The sequence below is a fragment of the Falsiroseomonas selenitidurans genome (assembly GCF_012103215.1).
GTDB classification, from domain to species: Bacteria; Pseudomonadota; Alphaproteobacteria; order Acetobacterales; family Acetobacteraceae; genus Falsiroseomonas; species Falsiroseomonas selenitidurans.
Genome location: NZ_JAAVNE010000003.1, coordinates 114,883 through 131,135, shown reverse-complemented (window position 1 = coordinate 131,135; position 16,253 = coordinate 114,883). Strand labels below are relative to the sequence as shown.

Genomic DNA, 16,253 nt, shown 5'->3' with positions numbered 1-16,253 from the left:
GTCGAGGCAGCGCATCCTACCGGGCCGGGCGCAGGTGATGCGCCAGGGTGCTTTCCTCCACGCCGCCGGCATAGGCGAAGGCCGCGCGGTGCGCCCAGGTGTTGTCGGGGAAGTGCAGCGGGACGATCGCCGTGTCCTGGGTGAAGGCGATGCCCTGCGCCTGGCGCAGCAGCGCGTCGCGACGGGCTTCCGCCACCACGCCGCGCGACTCCGCGATCAGCGCATCGAAGGCCGGGTTGGCGTAGCGGCCGCGGTTCAGCCCGCCCAGGCCGCGCGCCCGGTCGAAGCTGTGCAGCACCTGGGACATGCCGAGCCAGGCATCGCCCGTGGTGTGGCCGAAGCCGATCAGGAAGGCGGAGAACTCGCGCCGCCCGGCGCGGGTGAAGAAGACGTTCGAGGGCATCACCTCCACCCGCGCGTCCAGCCCGATGCGGGCCCAGAACTGCGCCACCGCCTGGGCGGTCTTGTCATCCTCCACATAGCGGTTGTTCGGCGAATGCAGCGTGATGCGGAAGCCGTTCGGATAGCCGGCCTCGGCCAGCAGGCGGCGCGCGGCGGCGGCGTCGAATGCCGGCGGCGGCAGGGCGGGGGCGTAGCCGATCTGCCCCTCCACCGCGATCTGCCCGGTGGCCTTCGCCGCGCCGGCCAGCACCCGCTCCACGATCGCGGCGCGGTTGATGGCGATCGACAGGGCGCGGCGCACGCGGGGATCCTTCAGCGGGTTCGCCGGCAGCGCGCTGCCATCGCGCGCGGTGACGAAGGGGGAGACGGCGTTGTCCTGGTCCATCCCGAGGTAGATCATGCGGGAGGATGCGGCCGAGGTGACGCGGATTTCCGGCCGGGCGCGCAGGCGCGCGATCTCCCCGGGCGGCACCGCCTCGATCAGGTCGGCGTCGCCGGCCAGCAGCGCCGCCATCCGCGCGGTGTCATTGGCGACGGGGCGCAGCGTGGCGCTGGCGAAGGCGGGCTTGTCGCCCCAATAGGCGTCGTTGCGCGCCAGACGCAGCGCCTGGCCGCGCTGCCATTCGACGAAGCGCCAGGGGCCGGATCCCACCGCCGCGCGGCCGCTGTTGAAATCCGCCGTGGTGGCATCCGCCGCGGCGCGGGCGGAGACGATCCAGGCGGTCATCGCATTCAGCGGGATGGACGGATCCGGCCCGCGGGAGCGCAGGCGGATGGTGCGGGCATCGACGATCTCGATGGCCGTCACGCTGCCGGCCAGGCGGATGAAGGGCGCCGGGCTGTTCGGCACGCGCGGCATGCGTTCCAGGGAAAAGCGCACATCCTCCGCCGTCACCGGGCTGCCATCGTGGAAGCGGGCATCGGGGCGGAGGCGGAATTCCCACACATCCGGCTCGGGGTTGGAGAAGTCGGTCAGGCCCGGTGTCGGCCGCAGATTGCGGTCGGAAGCCACCAGCGCCTCGAAGATGTGCCGCGCCACCGCCTGGTTGGCGCCGACCAGGGCGTAATGCGGGTCGATGGAGGAGGTTTCGGTCTGGATCGCGATCCGCGCTTCCTGCGCCATGGCGGGAAGGCCGAGGAACAGGCTGGCGAGCAGCAAGGGCATACGGCGCATGGCGGGACTCCGCGGGCGAAGAAGGCGCGGAGGCTAGTGCATGATACGCCCCGCCGCTACGCCGCCAGCGAAGGCCGGGCGGCGCCGGCGCAGCGGGCCTCCCAGGCGCCGAGCGCCCTCTGGCCGGCGCGGTCGCGCAGCAGCAGCGTGGCGAGCGCCCGCTGGCCGGCCTGCAGGCTGGCCTGGATCAGCAGGCGCTCGAACAGGTCGCGCTGCGCGTCGCTGCCGCCCAGGCCGGGCATCGCCTGGCGCAGCGGCAGGAGCAGTGCCACCGCTTCCGGCGCATCGCCGCGAAGCGCCGCGGCGATGCCCTGCGCGGCGGGCAGGCCGAGGCGTGCGACCACGCGCGCCTGGCTGTCGGTCTCGGCCAGGGCACGCTCGCGCATCGCCGCCAGCTTCGCCGCCAGGTCCGCCTCCCGCCCCGCCGCGCCCAGCGCCAGCACATGGTGCAGGTCGATGAAGGCGAGGCCGGGGGCGGCGGTGCTGCGCGCCGCCACATCGGCCAGCGCAGCCCAGCGCCGCGCCCCCACCGGCACGCCCTGCGCCTCCAGCCGCCAGAGCAGGGAGGCCGCATTGGCGAAGTCCCGCACATCCTCGGACGGCGCGCCCGCCACCTGCCCGTCGAACAGCGCCAGCGCCGCCTCCGCCTGGCCGAGATGCAGGTGGAACAGCGCGGCATGCCAGTGGATGTGGCGGCCGAAGGCGCCGGCCTGGGGCAGGCGGGGGCCGAGTTCCGCGATCCAGGCCAGGCCCTGCCGCGCCCGGCCGCTGCGCTCCATCACATGCGCCACCGCATGGGCGCCCCACAGATCATCCGGCGCGGCGGCCACCGCCCGGCGGCCCTGGCGCTCCGCCGCCGCGGCCTCGCCGGTTTCCTCCAGGGCGAAGGCGTGGCAGCCGAGGATGTAGCCATGCCCGGGCGTCGCGGCATTCCAGGCGGGAAGCGCCGATTCCACCGCCAGCCGCATGGCCGGCGCATCGCCCAGCATGAAGCGGAGGCCGTGGGCCAGCTTCAGTGTCATCGCATCCAGCGGATCGGCGCGCAGCACCCCTTCCAGCCGCGTCGCTGCCGCCTGCATGTCGCCGCGGATCGCCCATTCGGCCAGGGCATCGGCCAGCGCCGCTTCCCGCGCCGTGCCGCCGCGCTGGCGCAGCGCACCGCGCGCGGCGCCGAGATGGGCCAGCGCCGGGCCGTGCAGTTCCTGCCGCGCCTGCGCCAGGTTGGCGAAGCCGGCCAGGCAGCGCGCCGCCACCAGGCCGGAATCGGCCGCGAAGCAGTGCTGCAGATGCGTGCCGAGATCGGCCCGGTGCGCCAGCAGCGCCGTCACCGCGCTCTCCAGCGCCGCGACCGCCGCCGGTGCCGTCGTGGTCAGTTCCAAGCCTCGCCCGTCGCGCATCGCCCGCCCCGTTGCCCTTGCTGACCAGAGCTTCGCGCCGGCGGCGGGCGCGGTTACGCGGGCCTGCCCTGGCGCGGCGCGGCGGTCAGAGCGAGGCGCCGCCGCAGATCATGATCTGCTGGCCGGTGATGGCCGCCGCTTCCGCGCCCAGCAGGAAGGCCGCCAGGGCCGCGACCTCCTGCGGCGCGATCAGCCGCCCGATCGGCGGCGTGCGGGGCACATGCGCGGCGCGGGCGGGGTCGCGCAGCATCGGCGTGTCGGTGACGCCGGGCGCGATCACGTTCACCGTGATGCCGCGCGGGGCAAGCTCCGCCGCCCAGGACCGCGCCAGGCCGAGCAGCGCCGCCTTGCTCGCGGCATATTGGCTGCGCCCGGCGGAGCCGCCGGCGGCGCGGCTGCCGATCAGCACCACGCGCCCGCCAGGGCCCATCCGCGGCACCAGCGCATCGGCCAGTTGCGCCGCCACATCCGTGTGCAGCCGCCAGAGCAGCGTGCCCGTCGCCTGCTGCAAGTCGCCCAGCGGCGCCGCGCGCATCAGCCCCGCGGCATGCACCAGGGCGGAGGGCTCCAGCCCCGCCAAGGCCGGGGCGAGGGCATCGGCCTCCAGCAGGTCCACGGAGCGGTGGGCGTAATGCGCGTGCTGCCAGGCCGGCGCGCGGCGGCTGAGGCCGGTGACGCGCCAGCCTTCGTCCAGCAGCCGCTGGGCGATCGCCTCCCCGATGCCGGAACTGGCGCCGGTGACCAAAGCGTGGCGCATCACGCCCTGCCCCGGTCCAGGAAGCGCTGCATCACCTGCTGCGAATGGCCGTCGCTGAAGGCCTGGCGGTGCAGGGCGCGGGCGGCGGCGAAGGTTTCGTCGAAGCCGGGCTGCGTCGCCTCCCGGAACCGCTGCTTGTTCAGGCGGAAGGCCAGCTTCGGCTTGGCGGCCAGCTCGGTGGCGACACGCATGGCCGTGGGCAGCACCTCCCCGGCCGGCACCAGATGGTGCAGCAGGCCCAGGCGGTGGCATTCCTCGGCCTCCGCCATGCGCCCGGTCAGCACCATCTCGATGGCCCGCGACAGGCCCAGCATCTCCCGGATGATCCAGAAGCCGGTGGCGCTGACGATGCCCGAATTGATCTCCGGCTGGCCCATCTTCGACCCGGCATGGCCGATGCGGATGTCGCACAGCAGCGCGACCTGGAAGGCGGAGCCGGCGGCCAGGCCGTTCAGCGCGCAGACCAGCGGCTTCTCGAAGGCGCGGATGGCGCCGTACAGGGCGCGCCATTCCTCGATCCAGCCTTCGGCGCGGTCGCCGTCGAAGGTCTTGCCCTCGTTCAGGTCCTGGCCGGCGCAGAAGGCGCGCTCCCCGGCGCCGGTCAGCACCACCGCCTGCACCTCCGCCGCCGCGGCGGCCTCCGCCAGCAGCGCCAGCAGCCGGGCGCGCATCGGCGCATCCCAGGCGTTCAGGCGCTTCGGGCGGTTCAGGGTGATCAGGCGGATGCCGTCCAGCGTCTCGGCCAGCACATGGTCTTCGGTGGTGTCGGACATGTTGATCCCGTGATGGCGCGGCGTTAGGCCAACCCGATAGCGGCAATCGGAGGGTGATCACAATGTCCGAGGGCTTCCTGCACCTGCTGGGCCAGGCCGCGGCGGCGGAGCCGGGGCGCGTCTTCGCCCGGACCGCCGAGGCATCGCTGACTCTGGCCGCGTTGGACGCGCGCAGCGATGCGATGGCCGCGGCGCTGGTGGCGCGCGGGCTGGTGCCGGGGGATCGCGTCGCGGCGGTGCTGCCGAACGAACTGGACTCGCTGGCGCTGGCCTTCGGGCTGGCCAAGGCCGGGCTGGTCTGGGTGCCGCTGAACCCGGCGCTGGTCGGCGACGGGCTGCGCCACCTGCTGGACCTCACCCGGGCCAGGCTGGTGCTGGCGCAGGGCGCGGCGTCGCTCGGCGCGGTGCCGCCGGCCGGCTTCGCCACCCGCATCCCCGACCCGGCCGCGGATTTCGCCATCGGCACCACCTCCGGCACCACCGGGCCGCCCAAGGGGGTGCGCATCTCCCACCGCATGCTGCGCCTCGCCGGGGAGGGGGTGGCGCTGGCGGCGGCGGCGCACGACGGCGACGTGATGTTCCTGTGGGAGCCGCTGCACCATATCGGCGGCGTGCAGATGCTGGTGCTGCCGCTGCTGCGGCGCGCCGTGCTGCACCTGGTGCCGCGCTTCAGCGCCAGCCGCTTCTGGGCGGAGGTGGCGGCAGCCGGCGCCACGCATCTGCACTACCTGGGCGGCATCCTGCAGATCCTGCTGAAGCAGGACCCGCATCCGCGGGAACGCGCCCATGCGCTGCGCATCGCCTGGGGTGCCGGCTGCCCGGCCGAGCTGTGGCCGCAGGTGCAGGACCGCTTCGGCGTGGCGCTGCGCGAATGCTACGGCATGACGGAGGCTTCCTCCTTCTCCACCTTCAATGCCGATGGCGTGCCGGGTTCCGTCGGCCGCGCCATGCCGTGGTTCGACATCGCGATCCTCGATCCCGGCGGCCGCGCGTTGCCGCCGGGCGAACGCGGGGAGATCGTGGTGCGCGCGAAGGACCCCCTGGCGCTGACCCGCGGCTACCTGGACAACCCCGAGGCCACCGCCCGGGCGCTACGCGGCGGCGCGCTGCACAGCGGCGATTCCGGCAGCCTGGACGCGGCGGGCAACCTGTTCTTCCACGGGCGCATGACGGACAGTGTGCGGGTGCGCGGCGAGAATGTCTCGGCCTGGGAGGTGGAGGCGGTGGCCGCCCAGCATCCGGCGGTGGCGGATTGCGCCATGATCGGCGTGGCCGCCGAGATCGGCGAGCAGGAGATCAAGCTGTTCCTGCAACCGCGCCGAGGCATGGCGCTGGACCTGCCCGCCTTCCACGCCTGGCTGGCGCCGCGCCTCGCCCGCCACCAGCTTCCGCGCTACCTGGCGCTGGTCGAGGATTTTGCCCGCACGCCGAGCCAGCGGATCCGGAAATTCGCCCTGCCGCGCACGACCGCGGACGGCTTCGACGCGGCCCGGCCAGCGGGCGATTACACCGGCGCGGGCAGCCCGCCATGCGCGGCGGACCAGGCGAAGGGGTCGGCCAGGTAGCGGCGCAGCTCGTCCAGCGCGGCCGCGGGCAGGGCGCCGCGCGCCTCGGCTTCCGGCAGCACGTCCTCCCACGTCGCCAGCGCGAAGAGCCTGGCGCCGACATCGGCGATGTCGGTCACCACGCGGTCGAAGATGCCCCATTTGAACAGCACGAAGATCTGCGTCACCTCCGCCCCCGCCCGCGTCAGGGCGCGGGAATAGCCGGCCTTGCTGCGGCCATCGGTGGTGACGTCGGACACCAGCAGCGTCCGCGCGCCCGGCCGCAGCGCACCCTCGATATGCGCATCGGCGCCGAATCCCTGGGCGCGGCGGCGCACGGTGACGAAGGGCAGGTGGAAACGTTCCGCCAGCATGGCGCCGATGGCGATGCCGCCCTGTTCGGTGGCGGCCACCGCGTCGAAGCCGTCGAAGCCCACCTCCGCCAGGATGCGGTCCTCCGCGCCGGCCAGCAGGGCGCGCCGCGCCAGCGGGAAGGAGAGCGCGCGCGGCATGTCGAGATAGGCCGGGCTGGCCCAGCCGGAGGACAGCATGAAGGGCCGGTCCGGCCGCAGCAGGATGCTGCCGGTATCCAGCAGGATGCGCGCGGTGCGCCGGCCGATGGCCCGTTCGTCGATCACCGCTGCACCGCCCCTGCGCCTTGCAGCAGCAAGGCCTGCAGCACCGCGGCGCCTTCGAGAAAGTCGGCCATCTCCATCGCCTCATGCGGGTTGTGGCTGCCGTGTTCGTTGCGCACGAAGACCATGGCGCTGGGCACGCCGGCATTGGCGAAGATCGCCGCGTCATGGCCCGCGCCGCTGGCCAGCACCTCATGCGGCATCCTTCCCGCATGGCAAAGCCGCTGTGCCAGGGCCAGCAGACGCGAATCCATCACCGCCGGGGGCGTGCGCACGGGCGCGCCGAGTTCGATCCGCACGCGGCGTTCGCGGGCGATCTCCGCCGCCTCCGCCTGGGCGAGGCCGAGGAAATCGTCCAGCGTCGCCTCGCTCTCGCTGCGGTATTCCAGGGTGAAGCGCACCTCCCCGGGCACGCGCGTCATCGCATGTTCGCGCGGGTCGGTGGTGAAGATGCCGAAGGTCATCACCAGATCCTCACCGCGTTCCAGCAGCGTGCGCCAGCTGGCATCCAGCCGCATCGCAAGGTCCGCCGCGCCCAGCACCGCGTCGCGCCGCAGCCAGCGCGGCACGGCGCCGGAATGCGCGGCCTCCCCCAGGCAGCGCGCCGCAGGGTGGCGGTGGTTGCCGCGGATGCCGGAGACCAGCCCCACCGGCACGCCGCGCGCCACCATCACCGGCCCCTGCTCGATATGCAGCTCCACGAAATGCGACAGGCTGGCGGGGTCCAGCAGGGGCGTGCGCGTGGCGATGGCGGCGACATCGGCGCCCTGGCCCGCCATGGCCTGGCGCAGGGTGCGGGATGGGTCCTGCAGGCAGGGCAGGTCGAGCCAGGCCGGGTCGAAGGCGCCGAACAGGGCGGAGGAGCCGAGATAGGGCCGGCCATACCAGGCGCTTTCCTCGCCCCGCATCACCAGCAGCAGCAGGCTGCGCGGGCCCGGCCCGAGGCGCTGCGCGCCAAGCAGCGCCAGCAGCCCGGCGATGACGCCCGCCGCGCCGTCGAAATTGCCGCCCTGCGGCACGCTGTCGAGGTGCGAGCCGCAGGCGGCGGCGGGCAGGGCGGGATCGGTGCCGGGCAGGGTGATGCGGAGGTTGCCGGCGGCGTCCCATGCCGTCTGCAGCTGGTGGTCGCGGGCCACGGCCTCGATCCGCCGCATCGCCGCGGTCTCGGCCGCGCCATAGGTTTCGCGGGTGATGCCGACGCCGTCATGGTCGGCCTCACGCAAGGCCGCGAACAGGCGCGCCGCCAGGGCAGCGAGGTCGGGCGCGATGCGGGGGAGGGGCGCTTGGCCGGGCTGCGGCAGGTCCATGCAGGGGAGGCTCGCCCAGCCGCGCCGATCCGGCAAGCCGGGCGGCCGACGGTGCTGACGCACACGGCCGCTTGGCAGCGGCCGCCGCTCGCCGCACCATCGCCCCCTGAACCGGCACCAGGCCCCGCATGGACATCGATGACTTCCTGATCCTCCGCAGCGGTGAGGCTGTGGGGCTGGTGACGCCGGAGGAGGCGCTGGCCGCGCTGGAGGCGGCGTGGCGGGAGGCGACGACCCTGTCCGCCCCCACGGCGATGGCGCTGGACACCCCGGCGGCGGCATTGCGGGTGAAGGGCGGCGCGCTGCCGCAGGCCGGCGTGGCGGGCTTCCGGCTGATGGCCGGCCCGGCGCGGGAATGGGTGTTGCTGGCGGATCTCGCGGGCCAGCCCCTGGCGCTGGTGGAGGCCGCCTGGCTGCGCGCCCTGCGCACCGCGGCCAGCGCCGCACTCGCTGCCCGGCTGCTGGCGCCGGGCGCGCGCAGCGCCGCGCTGATCGGCGCCGGGCGGATCGCCGCGCATCTGCCCGCCGTGCTGGCCGCCGCCCTGCCGGCGTTGGCCACCCTGCATGTGGCGGCACGGCGGGCGGAGGCGGTGGCGGCATTCTGCGAGACCCAGCCGGAGGGCACGCTGCGCCTGCAGCCGGCGGCCAGCCCGGCGGCGGCGGCGGCCGAGGCCGACCTCGTCATCACCCTGACCAGCGCCACCACGCCGGTTCTGGCCGCGGCGGATCTGCGGCCGGGCCAGACCGTGATCGGGCTGGGCGCGGCCGACCTCGCGGCGGATGTGCTGACCGGCTGGGCCACCGCCTTCTACAGCGACGCCACCGACCTTTCCGCCGCCGGCGGCAGCCCCGGCGCCTGGATTGCCGCCGGCGCGGTGACGCAAGCGGCGCTGGCGGCGCGGCTGACCGCCGGGCTGGGCGCGCTGGCGGCAGGGGCGGCCCCGGCGCAGGGGAACATCCTCGCCGTGCTGCAGGGCCTGGCGACGGGCGATGTGGCGCTGGCGGACTGGGCGCGGCGCAAGGCGCGGCTGCGACGGATGGGCCTGCGCTTTCCCATCGTCGAGCCCGCCGGCCCCACCCGGCCGCGCGGCCCGGCGCCACGGCGGGTGCGCAGCTTCCGGTAGGATCACCGCTTGCTTGACTTCCGACCCCGGCACCCGAACATCGGGGCTGGCGCGGCAGGAGCGGGCATGGATCTCGGCGGGTTTCCGGTGGCGGAGGCCGATCTGGCGGTGGTGGACAGCGCGCCGGTCGGGCGGCGCTACCACCGCCTGCTGCTGGATTCGCCGGCGCTGTCGGCGGCCAGCCGCCCAGGGCAGTTCTTCCACCTGCTCTGCCGCGACGGCGGCGGCAACGGCCCTTATCTGCGCCGGCCGATGAGCATCTGGCGCTGCGGCGCCGGGCAACGCCTCGGCTTCCTGTTCCATGTGAAGGGCCGCGGCACGGCGGCGCTGGCGGCGCTGCGGCCGGGGGACCGGCTTTCGGCGGTCGGGCCGCTTGGCCAGGGATTCCGGCTGGAGCCCGGCTGGCGCCGCATCCTGATCCTGGCGCGCGGCGTCGGGCTTGCCACCCTGGCGCCGCTGACGGAGGCCGCGGCGGCGCAGGGCATCACGGTGCAGGCGCTGCTCTCCGCGCAGGCGCCGGGGGATCTGATGGCGGCGGAATTTGCCGGCGCCTCCGGCGCCACGGTCCAGGCGGTGTTCGACAGCGACGGCAGCAGCGCCGTGCCGGCGGTGGAGGCGCTGCTGCGCGCGACCTTCGAAGGCCCGGCGCGGCCGGATGCGGTCTTCACCTGCGGATCGAACCGGCTGTTCCTGCTGTTGCAGCGCCTGGCCGCCGAATACGGCATCCCCGGGCAGATCGCGCTGGAACAGCAGATGGGATGCGGCCTCGGCATGTGCTTCTGCTGCGTGCGGCAGATCCGCGCGGCGGATGGCGGCGTGGTCAACCTGCGCGTTTGCGCCGAGGGGCCGGTCTTCGACCTGCAGGCGGCGCTCGCATGGTAGATCTCTCCGTCCGCATCGGTGGGCTGGCGCTGGCCAACCCGGTGATGCCGGCGTCGGGCACCTTCGGGCCGGAACTGGCGCAGGTCTTCGACCTGAACCGGCTGGGCGCGCTGGTCACCAAATCCGTCACGCCGCAGTACCGGCAGGGCAATGCCCTGCCACGGCTGTGCGAGACGGAGGCCGGGGTGCTGAATTCCATCGGCATCCCCGGCAAGGGGCTGGACCATTTCTGCACCCAGGCGATGGCCGAATGGCGTCGCTTCACGCCGCCGCTGGTGGTCAGCCTGTCCGCCGATACCGTCGCCGCCTTCGCCGACGCCGCGGCGCGGCTGGCCGCGACCCCCGGCGTGGCGGCGATCGAGGCCAACATCTCCTGCCCCAATCTGGAGGAGGATGGCCGCGCCTTCGCCATGCATCCCGAAAGCGCCGCCGCCGCCATCGCCGCGATGCGTGCCGCCTGCGCCCTGCCGCTCTGGGCCAAGCTTTCGCCCAACACGGCGGATATCGCCGCGGTGGCGCGGGCGGTGGAGGAGGCGGGCGCGGATGCGGTGGTGGTGGCCAACACCATCCTCGGGCTTGCCATCGACATCGAGCGCATGGTGCCGAAGCTCGGCGCCGGCATGGGCGGATTCTCGGGGCCCGCCTTCAAGCCCATCGCGCTGCGGCTGGTGTGGCAATGCGCGCAGGCGGTGCGGATTCCGGTGATCGGCGTCGGCGGCATCGCGACGCCAGCGGATGCGGTGGAGTTCCTGATGGCCGGCGCCAGCGCGGTGCAGGTGGGCACGGCCAGCTTCGTCAGCCCCACCGCCCTGCCGGCGGTGCTGGACGGGCTTGCCGCCTTCTGCGCCCGGCGCGGCTTCGCCCGCGTGTCGGACCTCACCGGCCTGGCGCTGCCCGGGCGGCTGCGGCCGGCGGCGGAGTGATGCCGGGCGGGCTGCTGCGCCTCTGTGCCATGGAATCCATCCCGGAAGGCCAGGCGCGGCGGGTGGAGACGGCGGTCGCCGACTTCGCGGTGTTCAACCTGGGCGGCGCCTTCTTCGTCACCGCCAATGCCTGCACCCATGGCCCGGGCAATCTCGGCCATGGCCCGGTGCAGGGCGGGGAGGTGGTGTGCGAGGCGCATGGCGGGCGCTTCGACATCCGCAGCGGCCGTGCCACGCGCCTGCCCTGCACGGAGGCGCTGATGGTCTGGGAGGCAGTGCTGCGCGACGACGCGGTGTGGATCGACTTCGCCGCCGGGCGCGTGGCGGATTAGGCGCGGTGGCGGTCGATTTCCTGGGGCTGGAGGCGTTCCTGTCGATCGCGGAGCGCGGCTCCTTCCGCAAGGCGGCGGCACATCTGAACCTGTCGCAGACCGGGCTGTCGCACCGCATCCGCAAATTCGAGGACGCGCTGGGCTGCCGCCTGCTGGCGCGCACCACGCGGCAGGTGACGCTGACGCCGGCCGGGCTGGAGCTGGCCGGCCGCGCCCGTGGCCCGGTGGAGGCGTTGCAGGCGGCGCTGGCGGAGCTGCGGGCCGGTGCGGGGCGCCGGGAACAGTCGGTGACGATCGGCTGCCTGCCGACCATCGCCGTGCATCATGTGCCGCGCCTGCTGGTGGAATTCGCCGCCTCCTACCCCGGGGTCACGGTGAAGGTCTTCGACAATTCGGCCAGCGAGATCGCCGAGCGCGTGGCGCGGGGGGAGGCGGAGTTCGGCATCACCATCGTCTCCGCCAATCGCTGGGACCTCGACATCGTGCCGCTGCTGACCGAGTCCTTCGTGGTGGCCTGCCCCACCGGGCATGATTTCGCCGCGCGCGCGCATCTGAGCTGGGCGGAGCTGGAGGGGCGGCCGCTGGTGCGCGTCGCGCCGCATACCGGCAACCGCGCCCTGCTGGACGAGGCGCTGGGCGCGCGGCGGGACGCGATGGATTGGCGGTACGAGGTGCAGCATCTGGCCACCGCCATCAGCATGGTGGAATCCGGCCTGGCGCTGGCGGTGGTGCCGCGGCTGGCGGTGGATGCGGCGGGCTCGCCCGGGGTGGTGGCGGTGCCGCTGCGCGATCCGGGGGTGCTGCGGCGACTTGGCGTGGTGTCCCGCCGCGGGGTGCCGCTGACCCCGGCGGCGGAGGCGCTGCTGGCCCTGCTGCGCCGGCATTTCCGGGCGCGACCGCGGGAGAAGGTTCTGGCCTGAGGGCCGGGCCGCCCAAGGGGTGAGGGCGGGATGGCGCCATTATTTCCCGAAACGGCATAGTCGCGCCGTTCTTTCCATTTGTGGCATCGGCGCCGCTTGGCCATTCTCGGCGCAAACCGCCATCCACCGAGGAAGCGCATGTCCAAATCCGGTCTCGTCATCACCGCCCATCCGGGCGATTTCGTCTGGCGCGCCGGCGGCGCCATCGCGCTGCACGCCAGGCGCGGCTGGCGCATGAAGATCCTCTGCATGTCCTATGGCGAGCGTGGCGAGAGCCAGTTCGCCTGGAAGGAGAAGGGCGCGACGCTGGAAGGCGTGAAGGCCGGCCGCAAGGCGGAGGCCGAGGCCGCGGCCGCCGTGCTGGGCGCGGAGATCGAGTTCATGGATGCCGGCGACTACCCGCTGGTCTGCACGGAGGCGATGCTCGACCGCGCCATCGACGTGTACCGGGAGCTGAATCCGAGCATCGTCCTGACCCACGCGCTGAACGACCCTTACAATTTCGACCACCCCGACGCGGCGCATTTCGCGCAGCAGGCGCGCATCATTGCCCAGGCGATGGGCCACAAGCCGCAGGCGGACTACACCTATTCCGCCCCCGCCATGTTCCTGTTCGAGCCGCACCAGCCCGAGCAATGCGACTTCAAGCCGGATGTGCTGCTGAACATCTCCGAGGTGTGGGAGACGAAGTTCAAGGCCTTCCAGTGCCTGCCGGCGCAGAAGCACCTCTGGGCATACTACGAGCGCGTGGCGCTGAACCGCGGCATGCAGGGCGGCCGCAATTCCGGCAAGCCGATGGTGCATGGGGAGGCGTATATGCGCCTGTTCCCGCAGGCCCTCGAAGAGCTGGGCTGACGGTGTCCGGCCCCCGATGCCGCCTGCGCCGGCCCTGCGGCGCGGGAAGCCGGCCATGCTGAGCGGCCGGGACGACGAGCCGGTGATGGATCTGGCGCATCTCGGCCATCTGGAGTTGCTGACGCCGCGCTTCGACGACAGCCTGCGCTTCTTCGTCGACGTGATGGGCATGACGGTGTCGGGCGAGGCGCCGGGCGCCGCCTATCTTCGCGCCTTCGACGATTACGAACGCTATTCGCTGAAGCTGACGGCGAGCGACACCTCCGGCGTGCGCCACTTCGCCTTCCGCACGCGGAGCCCGCAGGCGCTGGAACGCCGCGCCGCGGCGCTGACCGCGGCGGGGCATGGGGTGGGCTGGACCGAGGGCGACCTCGGCCATGGCCGGACCTTCCTCTGCCACGACCCGGACGGCCATGCGATCGAACTGTATCACGAGACCGAATGGTATGACCCGCCGGCGCCCCTGAAGCCGGCGCTGAAGAACCAGGCGCAGCGTTTTCCCGCGCGCGGGGTGAATGTGCGCCGGCTGGACCATCTGAACTGCCTGGCCGTCGACATCCGCGCCAACCGGCTGTTCTTTGAAAACTGCCTCGGCCTGCGCACCACGGAGCAGATCATCCTCGACAGCGGCGTCGAGGCGGGGATGTGGGTGACCTGCACCAACAAATCCTACGATGTCGCCTACACGCGGGAAGCGCATGGCGTCGGCGGCCGCTTCCATCATCTGACCTATGCGCTGGACAGCCGCGAGGAGATCCTCCGCGCGGCCGACATCTTCCTCGAAGCCGGCGTGCACATCGAGACCGGGCCGCACAAGCACGCGGTGCAGCAGACCTTCTTCCTCTATGTCTACGAGCCCGGCGGCAACCGCGTCGAGTTGGCCAATGCCGGGGCGCGGCTGGTGCTGGCCCCCGATTGGAAGCCGATCGTCTGGACCGAGGCGGAGCGCCGCCGCGGCCAGGCCTGGGGGTTGCAGACCATCGCCTCCTTCCACACCCATGGCACGCCGCCGCTGCCCGAGGGGACCCTGCCATGAGCGGGCCTCTGGAGGGGCTCCGCGTGCTGGACCTGTCCTCCGTCGTCGTCGGGCCGGTGTGCACCGGCGTGCTGGCGGAACAGGGGGCGGAGGTCATCAAGCTGGAAAGCCCGGAAGGCGACCTGCTGCGCAAGCTGGGCGGCAAGGGACGCAGCCCGGGCATGGCCGGCAAGTTCCTGAACTTCAACCGCGGCAAGCGGTCCCTCTGCCTCGACCTCAAGCACCCACGCGCCAAGGCGGTGCTGGCGCGCGTCGCCGCGCGCTGCGACATCCTGGTGACGAACATCCGGCCAGAGGCCCAGAGGCGCCTCGGCGTGGATGCGGCGACGGTCAGCGAAGCACTGCCGCGGCTGATCCATTGTTCCATCGTCGGCTTCCGCGGCGACGGCCCCTATGCCGGCAAGCCGGCCTACGACACGGTGATCCAGGGCGTCTCCGGCATCGCCGGCTGCTTCGAGGCCAGCACCGGGGAGCCGCGCTACGTGCCGATGCTGGTGGCCGACCATGTCTGCGGCCTGATCGCCGCGCAGCAGATCGGCTTCGCGCTGTACCGGCGGGAGAAGACCGGCCGCGGCGAGAGCATCGAGGTGCCGATGTTCGAGAACATGGCCGCCTTCGTGCTGCAGGAGCATCTGGGCGCCATGTCCTTCCGACCGGCGCTCGGACCGCCCGGCGATGCGCGGGTGCTGAGCCCGGAGGCGCGGCCGCTGCGCACGCGGGATGGGTTCATCGCCGTCTCCGCCAACACGGATGCGCAGGCGCATGGCTTCTTCCGCGCCATCGGCCGGCCGGAGCTGATCGCCGATCCGCGCTTCGCCACCGTCGCCGCCCGCACCGCGCACACGAAGGAGTATTTCGCCCTGCGCGCCACCGCGCTGCTCGGCCGCGACAGCGCCGAATGGCTGGCGATCCTGGGCGCGGAGGATGTGCCCGCCATGCCCTACAACACCATCGAGAGCCTGCTGACCGACCCGCATCTGCGCGCCACCGGCCTGGTGCGGGAGGAGGAGCACCCCTCCGAAGGCCCCACCATCGCCATCGGCGCGCCCAACATCCTCTCCGGCGGCATGGCGCCGCGCCTGCCGCCGGCGCAGCGCCTGGGCCAGGCGGGGCGCGATGTGCTGGCGGAGGCCGGGCTCTCGGCGGCGGAGATCGACGAATTGGCGCGCGACGGCGCGCTGAGGCAACCGGAGGAACAAGAATGAACCGCCTGATCCTGCCACGCCGAACGCTGCTGGCCGGCGCCGGCCTGCTGGCCAGCCCCGGCCTGCTGCGCGCCCAGGGCGCCTGGCCGGACCGGCCGGTGCGCCTGGTGGTGCCCTTCACCCCTGGCGGCAGCACGGACATCCTGGCGCGCGCCATGGGCGCGGAGTTGCAGGAGGCGCTCGGCCAGCCCTTCGTGGTGGAGAACCGGCCGGGCGCCGGCGGCACGCTGGGCAGCGAGCTCGTCGCCCGCGCGGCGCCGGATGGCTACACGCTGATGATGGGCCATATCGGCACGCTGGCGGTGAACCCCTCGCTCTACCGCAACCTGTCCTACGACACCGTCACCTCCTTCGCGCCGATCGTGCTGGTGGCGAATGTGGCGAACATCCTGGCGGTGAACCCGCGCAAGCTGCCGATCACCAGCGCGCAGGAACTGATTGCGCGCGCCAGGGCCAACCCGGGCGCCATCAGCTATGGCTCGGGCGGCAACGGCTCCGCCGCGCATACCGCCGTGGTGGCCTTCTGCCTGGCGACGGGGATCGAGCTGCTGCACGTGCCCTATCGCGGCACCGGCCCGATGATGAACGACCTGATCGCCGGGCAGATCGACATGACCATGACCGGCGGCCCGCCCATCCTGCCGCCGGTGCGCGCCGGGCTGCTGCGGGCGCTGGGCGTTTCCTCCCTGCAACGGCTGTCCAGCGAGCCGGGCATCCCGACGCTGGACGAGCAGGGCGTCGCCGGCTTCGACGCGGTGCAATGGTATGGGCTGGTGGCGCCGGCCGGCACGCCGCAGGCGATCATCGACAAGGTGAACGCCGCCAGCGCCGCGGCGCTGCGTGGCGACAAGCTGAAGCCGCGCCTGGCGGCGGAGGGCGCCGATGCCGCGCCCGGCACGCCGGAGCAGTTCCGCCAGCTCATCATCGCCGAGCGTGCGCGCTGGGGCGAGGTGATCCGCCGCGCCAATGTGACGAATGATTGAGGAC

16 protein-coding genes are annotated in these 16,253 nt (G+C 73.3%); 10 read left to right on the top strand and 6 right to left on the bottom strand.

The features are described 5' to 3' along the window. Nucleotides 1-16 precede the first annotated feature (16 nt). The 4 genes from HEQ75_RS03325 to HEQ75_RS03310 form a co-directional block, all read right to left on the bottom strand. Nucleotides 17-1,576: an ABC transporter substrate-binding protein gene (locus HEQ75_RS03325; protein WP_168027505.1), complete on the bottom strand. Its 1,560-nt coding sequence runs from the start codon at nucleotides 1,574-1,576 to the stop codon at nucleotides 17-19. Between the two features lie 56 nt (nucleotides 1,577-1,632). Continuing rightward, nucleotides 1,633-2,973, bottom strand: a complete 1,341-nt coding sequence (locus HEQ75_RS03320) for a tetratricopeptide repeat protein (protein WP_168027504.1) — start codon at nucleotides 2,971-2,973, stop codon at nucleotides 1,633-1,635. Between the two features lie 85 nt (nucleotides 2,974-3,058). Beyond that, nucleotides 3,059-3,730, bottom strand: coding sequence for an SDR family NAD(P)-dependent oxidoreductase (locus HEQ75_RS03315; protein ID WP_168027503.1), 672 nt, complete (start codon nucleotides 3,728-3,730; stop codon nucleotides 3,059-3,061). Continuing rightward, entirely contained in the window at nucleotides 3,730-4,503 is a 774-nt protein-coding gene (locus tag HEQ75_RS03310) for an enoyl-CoA hydratase/isomerase family protein (protein ID WP_168027502.1), read from the bottom strand. The genes HEQ75_RS03315 and HEQ75_RS03310 overlap by 1 nt, the downstream gene beginning before the upstream one ends. Nucleotides 4,504-4,565: 62 nt before the next feature. On the opposite strand from HEQ75_RS03310, the gene HEQ75_RS03305 reads away from it, so the two are divergent. After that, complete coding sequence (locus tag HEQ75_RS03305) at nucleotides 4,566-6,068, top strand: AMP-binding protein (protein ID WP_168027501.1); 1,503 nt, start codon at nucleotides 4,566-4,568, stop codon at nucleotides 6,066-6,068. On the opposite strand, the gene HEQ75_RS03300 is transcribed toward HEQ75_RS03305, so the two are convergent. Beyond that, nucleotides 6,008-6,685, bottom strand: coding sequence for an orotate phosphoribosyltransferase (locus HEQ75_RS03300; protein ID WP_168027500.1), 678 nt, complete (start codon nucleotides 6,683-6,685; stop codon nucleotides 6,008-6,010). The two genes, HEQ75_RS03305 and HEQ75_RS03300, sit on opposite strands and share 61 nt — an antisense overlap. Next, nucleotides 6,682-7,989, bottom strand: a complete 1,308-nt coding sequence (locus HEQ75_RS03295) for a Zn-dependent hydrolase (protein WP_168027499.1) — start codon at nucleotides 7,987-7,989, stop codon at nucleotides 6,682-6,684. Before HEQ75_RS03295 ends, HEQ75_RS03300 begins: the two co-directional genes overlap by 4 nt. Before the next feature lie 128 nt (nucleotides 7,990-8,117). Between HEQ75_RS03295 and HEQ75_RS03290 the strand changes: the two genes are divergently transcribed. From HEQ75_RS03290 to HEQ75_RS03250, 9 genes are all read left to right on the top strand, one after another. Next, a complete protein-coding gene (locus HEQ75_RS03290) occupies nucleotides 8,118-9,113 on the top strand; it encodes a hypothetical protein (RefSeq protein WP_168027498.1) in 996 nt (331 codons plus the stop codon). Between the two features lie 66 nt (nucleotides 9,114-9,179). Further along, nucleotides 9,180-9,995: a dihydroorotate dehydrogenase electron transfer subunit gene (locus HEQ75_RS03285; protein WP_168027497.1), complete on the top strand. Its 816-nt coding sequence runs from the start codon at nucleotides 9,180-9,182 to the stop codon at nucleotides 9,993-9,995. Beyond that, nucleotides 9,989-10,918 (top strand): dihydroorotate dehydrogenase, encoded by a 930-nt coding sequence (locus HEQ75_RS03280; RefSeq protein WP_168027496.1) that lies wholly within the window; start codon nucleotides 9,989-9,991, stop codon nucleotides 10,916-10,918. Before HEQ75_RS03285 ends, HEQ75_RS03280 begins: the two co-directional genes overlap by 7 nt. Beyond that, nucleotides 10,918-11,250, top strand: a complete 333-nt coding sequence (locus HEQ75_RS03275) for a non-heme iron oxygenase ferredoxin subunit (protein WP_168027495.1) — start codon at nucleotides 10,918-10,920, stop codon at nucleotides 11,248-11,250. The genes HEQ75_RS03280 and HEQ75_RS03275 overlap by 1 nt, the downstream gene beginning before the upstream one ends. Nucleotides 11,251-11,255: 5 nt before the next feature. Further along, entirely contained in the window at nucleotides 11,256-12,170 is a 915-nt protein-coding gene (locus HEQ75_RS03270) for a LysR family transcriptional regulator (protein ID WP_168027494.1), read from the top strand. Nucleotides 12,171-12,308: 138 nt separating this feature from the next. Continuing rightward, nucleotides 12,309-13,025 (top strand): PIG-L deacetylase family protein, encoded by a 717-nt coding sequence (locus HEQ75_RS03265; protein WP_168027493.1) that lies wholly within the window; start codon nucleotides 12,309-12,311, stop codon nucleotides 13,023-13,025. 55 nt (nucleotides 13,026-13,080) lie between these two features. Continuing rightward, complete coding sequence (locus tag HEQ75_RS03260) at nucleotides 13,081-14,061, top strand: catechol 2,3-dioxygenase (protein WP_235961221.1); 981 nt, start codon at nucleotides 13,081-13,083, stop codon at nucleotides 14,059-14,061. Next, on the top strand, nucleotides 14,058-15,266 hold the full coding sequence (locus HEQ75_RS03255; protein ID WP_168027492.1) for a CaiB/BaiF CoA transferase family protein: 1,209 nt from the start codon (nucleotides 14,058-14,060) through the stop codon (nucleotides 15,264-15,266). Before HEQ75_RS03260 ends, HEQ75_RS03255 begins: the two co-directional genes overlap by 4 nt. After that, nucleotides 15,263-16,249: a Bug family tripartite tricarboxylate transporter substrate binding protein gene (locus tag HEQ75_RS03250; protein ID WP_168027491.1), complete on the top strand. Its 987-nt coding sequence runs from the start codon at nucleotides 15,263-15,265 to the stop codon at nucleotides 16,247-16,249. Before HEQ75_RS03255 ends, HEQ75_RS03250 begins: the two co-directional genes overlap by 4 nt. Nucleotides 16,250-16,253 lie beyond the last annotated feature (4 nt).

Excerpts from the sequence above, each read along its gene's own strand:
- HEQ75_RS03325 (WP_168027505.1), bottom strand. The coding sequence starts at position 1,576 with ATGCGCCGTATGCCCTTGCTGCTCGCCAGCCTGTTCCTCGGCCTTCCC.
- HEQ75_RS03320 (WP_168027504.1), bottom strand. The coding sequence starts at position 2,973 with ATGCGCGACGGGCGAGGCTTGGAACTGACCACGACGGCACCGGCGGCG.
- HEQ75_RS03315 (WP_168027503.1), bottom strand. The coding sequence starts at position 3,730 with ATGCGCCACGCTTTGGTCACCGGCGCCAGTTCCGGCATCGGGGAGGCG.
- HEQ75_RS03310 (WP_168027502.1), bottom strand. The coding sequence starts at position 4,503 with ATGTCCGACACCACCGAAGACCATGTGCTGGCCGAGACGCTGGACGGC.
- HEQ75_RS03305 (WP_168027501.1), top strand. The coding sequence starts at position 4,566 with ATGTCCGAGGGCTTCCTGCACCTGCTGGGCCAGGCCGCGGCGGCGGAG.
- HEQ75_RS03295 (WP_168027499.1), bottom strand. The coding sequence starts at position 7,989 with ATGGACCTGCCGCAGCCCGGCCAAGCGCCCCTCCCCCGCATCGCGCCC.
- HEQ75_RS03290 (WP_168027498.1), top strand. The coding sequence starts at position 8,118 with ATGGACATCGATGACTTCCTGATCCTCCGCAGCGGTGAGGCTGTGGGG.
- HEQ75_RS03285 (WP_168027497.1), top strand. The coding sequence starts at position 9,180 with ATGGATCTCGGCGGGTTTCCGGTGGCGGAGGCCGATCTGGCGGTGGTG.
- HEQ75_RS03280 (WP_168027496.1), top strand. The coding sequence starts at position 9,989 with ATGGTAGATCTCTCCGTCCGCATCGGTGGGCTGGCGCTGGCCAACCCG.
- HEQ75_RS03275 (WP_168027495.1), top strand. The coding sequence starts at position 10,918 with ATGCCGGGCGGGCTGCTGCGCCTCTGTGCCATGGAATCCATCCCGGAA.
- HEQ75_RS03265 (WP_168027493.1), top strand. The coding sequence starts at position 12,309 with ATGTCCAAATCCGGTCTCGTCATCACCGCCCATCCGGGCGATTTCGTC.
- HEQ75_RS03260 (WP_235961221.1), top strand. The coding sequence starts at position 13,081 with ATGCTGAGCGGCCGGGACGACGAGCCGGTGATGGATCTGGCGCATCTC.
- HEQ75_RS03255 (WP_168027492.1), top strand. The coding sequence starts at position 14,058 with ATGAGCGGGCCTCTGGAGGGGCTCCGCGTGCTGGACCTGTCCTCCGTC.
- HEQ75_RS03250 (WP_168027491.1), top strand. The coding sequence starts at position 15,263 with ATGAACCGCCTGATCCTGCCACGCCGAACGCTGCTGGCCGGCGCCGGC.